This window comes from Micromonospora maritima (assembly GCF_902825405.1).
Taxonomy (GTDB): Bacteria; Actinomycetota; Actinomycetes; order Mycobacteriales; family Micromonosporaceae; genus Micromonospora; species Micromonospora maritima.
The window spans coordinates 1-2,718 of the sequence record NZ_CADEAU010000633.1 but is presented as its reverse complement, the minus strand read 5'-3'; the positions used below and the strand labels follow the sequence as shown (position 1 = coordinate 2,718).

Here is a 2,718-nt window from a genome sequence, read left to right as displayed (position 1 = left end):
GGCCTCGGCGTCACCGCGCACCACGGGCGCGGCACCGTGCCGGCGGGCGGGCAGCACCGGGGGCAGCTCGTGCCGGCGCAGCGCGCCGTAGACCGGCACCCCCACGTCGTCCAGAGCCTCGCGCAGCAGCGCCTCGTGCCGGGGCGCGGCCACCCGGTTGAGGATCACGCCACCCAGCCAGAGCTGCTCGTCGTAGGAGCGGAAGCCGTGCACCAGCGCGGCCACCGACTGCCCCATCGCGGCGACGTCCACGACCAGCACCACCGGGCTGCGCAGCGCGGTGGCCACAGCGGCGGTGGACTCGCTCTCGGGCCGACCGGCGACCGAATCGTAGAGCCCCATGGTGCCCTGGACCAGCGCGAAACCGGCGCCGGCGGCGCCGTGCGCGAAGAGCGGCGCGACCCGCTCCGGGCCGACCAGCCGGGGGTCCAGCGTGCGGCCGGGGCGGCCGGCGGCGAGCCCCAGGTACGCCGCGTCCACCTGGTCCGGCCCGACCTTGAACCCGGCCACCGGGACGCCGCGCTCGGCGAGGGCGGCGAGCAGGCCGAGGGAGAGGGCACCGGTGCCGTGCCCGGAGGAGGGCGCGCTCAGCACGACGCGCGGCACGTCGGTCATCATCGACTCCTGGGTCCGGGGTGATTTCCGCCCGCGTGACCATACCCGTCCGCTCCGACGCCCGTCGGCCGCGGAGCGCCCCGTTCCGCCCGGCAGCCGCGAGTGGCCCCGCTCATACGGGTAGCCTTGGCCAACGTGTACCGGTTCCTGCTGACCCCGCGCTGGCTCGGCTACCTCGCGCTGACGCTGGTGGCCGCCACGGTGATGGTGTTCCTGGGCAACTGGCAGCTGGACCGCTACCGGGGCCGGTCGGCGATCAACGACCGGATCGACGCCGGCGCCACGATGACCCCCGCGCCGCTGCGCGACGCACTGCCCGCACCGACCGGTGGCCCGGGCAGCGTCGGTCCCGCCCCGGCCGAGCGGCTCACCTGGAGCCGGGTCACCGCCACCGGCCGCTACGACCCCGCCAACGTCGTGCTGATCCGGGGTCGGACCGTGGACAACAAGGTCGGCTTCGAGGTGCTCACGCCGCTGGTGCTCGCCGACGGCAGCGCGGTGCTCGTCGACCGGGGGTGGATCCCGCCCACGCCGGGTGCCGGCGCCACCGCCCAGCCGTCCGTGCCGCCCGCGCCGACCGGCGAGGTCACGGTCACCGGCCGGGTGGTCGGCAGCGAGAGCGGTGGCGGCGGGGTGGACCGGCGGGACGGCAAGCTGGAGGCCCGGAGGATCGTCATCCCCCGCCTGGCGAAGCAGTTGCCCTACCCGGTGGCCGGCGGTTACGTGCTGCTCGACGGGCAGACCCCGGCCGCCGACCCGGCGTTCCAGGCGGTGCCGATCGGGCACACCAACAACTGGCAGAACTTCGGCTACGTCTGGCAGTGGTGGATCTTCGCGGTGATGAGCCTGGTCGGCTACGGCTGGGTGGCACGCCGGGAGGCGCGTCGGCGGGCCGGCCTGGACGGCCCGCGGGAGCCGGTGGACCGGGCCGCCGAGCCCGCCGCCACCTGACCCGTCACCCGGTGACCCGGCCGGCGTGGATCGCCCGCACCGCGTCGATCGTGTCCGCCTCGGCGGCGGTCTTGTCGTCCCGGTAGCGCACCACGCGGGCGAAGCGCAGCGCCATCCCGCCCGGGTAGCGGCTGCTGGTCTGCACCCCGTCGAAGGCGATCTCGACCACCTGCTCCGGCCGGACCCGCACCACCCAGTCACCCTTCTCCACGGCCAGCGACAGGAAGCGCTCGGTCTGCCAGCGCAGCAGCTCGTCGGTGAGCCCCTTGAACGTCTTGCCGAGCATGACGAACTCGCCGGTGCCCGGGTCGCGGGCCCCGAGGTGCAGGTTGGACAGCCAGCCCTGACGCCGGCCGCTGCCCCACTCGACCGCCAGCACCACCAGGTCGAGTGTGTGCCGAGGCTTGACCTTGACCCAGGCCGCGCCGCGCCGGCCGGCGTCGTAGGGCGCGGCGGGATCCTTGACCACCACCCCCTCCTGGCCGGCGTCGACCGCCGCCGCGAACGCCGCGCCGGCCTGCGCCGCGTCGTCCACCTCGACCCGGCCGACCAGCAACGACGGGTCGACCGCCCCGGCCAGCGCGGCCCAGCGCTCGCGGCCCGGCTCGTCGATCAGGTCGGTGCCGTCGAGGTGCAGCAGGTCGAAGAAGTACGGCGTCAGCACCGGCTCGCCGGTGCGCTCGGCGGCGGCCAGCACGGCGGGCGCGACCGGGGTGCGGCCGGTGGTGCTGGGCGTGGTGCGCCGGGCGGCGCGGCTGGACGTCTCCTGGAACGGCAGCGGACGGCCGGTGGCGTCCAGCCCGATCGCCTCGCCGTCGAGCACCAGCTCGCGGGCGGGCAGCGCGCGGACGGCGGCCACCACCTCGGGCAGCCGGCCGGTGATCTCGTCGAGACTGCGGGTGAACACCGCGATGTCCTGGCCGGAGCGGTGCACCTGGATGCGGATGCCGTCGAGCTTCACGTCGACCACGGCCGGGAGGCCGGTGGCGGTGAGCGCCTCGTCGACCGAGGGAGCGCTCTGCGCCAGCATCGGCGCGAGCGGTCGGCCAACCTGGAGCCCGAACCCGGCGAGAGATCGGAAGAGCACACGTCTGAACTCCAGTCACTCATCATGATCTCGTATGCCGTCTTCTGCTTGAAAAAAAAAAAAAA

The 2,718-nt window shown here is 74.8% G+C and carries 2 protein-coding genes; one reads left to right on the top strand and one right to left on the bottom strand.

All coding sequences use genetic code 11. The features are described 5' to 3' along the window. Positions 1-615 (bottom strand): nucleotide-binding protein (locus HUW36_RS30285; RefSeq protein WP_484502613.1); only part of this gene is annotated, 615 nt, incomplete at its 3' end. Between the two features lie 135 nt (positions 616-750). On the opposite strand from HUW36_RS30285, the gene HUW36_RS30280 reads away from it, so the two are divergent. Beyond that, positions 751-1,566, top strand: coding sequence for an SURF1 family cytochrome oxidase biogenesis protein (locus HUW36_RS30280; protein WP_174531213.1), 816 nt, complete (start codon positions 751-753; stop codon positions 1,564-1,566). Positions 1,567-2,718: the final 1,152 nt, after the last annotated feature.